The sequence below is a fragment of the Daejeonella sp. genome, from assembly GCF_037719425.1.
Classification (GTDB): domain Bacteria; phylum Bacteroidota; class Bacteroidia; order Sphingobacteriales; family Sphingobacteriaceae; genus Daejeonella.
Map to the genome: position 1 here is coordinate 1 of NZ_JBBJNI010000006.1, position 734 is coordinate 734.

General features: G+C 46.3%; 1 protein-coding gene. It reads right to left on the reverse strand.

Annotated features, from left to right (window positions below; all coding sequences use genetic code 11):
* Positions 1 to 87: 87 nt before the first annotated feature.
* The coding region (locus tag WKF69_RS01500; protein WP_340378935.1) for a DUF6266 family protein at positions 88 to 734 on the reverse strand (647 nt) is incomplete at its 5' end.

The following is a 734-nucleotide window of genomic DNA, read 5'->3' on the forward strand; positions in this document are numbered from 1 at the left end:
GAAAAACCTCTGCGAACTCCGCGTTAAAATCTTCGGAAATCCACTTGTCGGAAATCCACTCAGACCTCAGACCTCAGATCCCCAATCTCACCTTACCCCCACCTTCCCCAAATACACACTATCCGAACACCTGTCGCGCTCCTCGCTAACAAAGCCCAGATAAACATGCAATTCTTTCCCCTTCAAATCCTTACAGTCCAGCAATTGCTTTCCTTCGCTCCGGCGTTCACCGCAAACCTCACCTTTAAAATCCTGCTTCACATCATACGCGAGAACCATTGCCCGGTCAGTATCACCCTGAATTGCTTCCCATGTAATCTCTAGTATCCCTGGCTTCGGGTTACTAACAGCAGCTGCGACAGGCAGGGGCAGATCTCCCCATGAGATCAAAGCTTTTGACGCATCCACTTCCAGATCCTCAGTCATAGCGTTCAGTTTGAGATAGGATAAAGCGCTCCCAAATCCATGCTGTTTTGCTGAAAAATTTTTGAAACCAATCCGCACAAATGGCGTGATAAGCTTTAGCCATTCCTGACAAGCAGCCATTTTCTTACGATTATCCAGCTGTTTTTGCGTAGGTTCTTTCGAAATTTTTCTTGGTAAACCGCGAATGATTCCTTCCCCATTTCGGGTGTAACCAACAACAGTCCCAACCTTTCCGCGAAAGGCGCCCATAATTCCATTGATTAAACGTGCCATAATCTTTTCTTTAAGGTGTATCGGCTTTATACGAA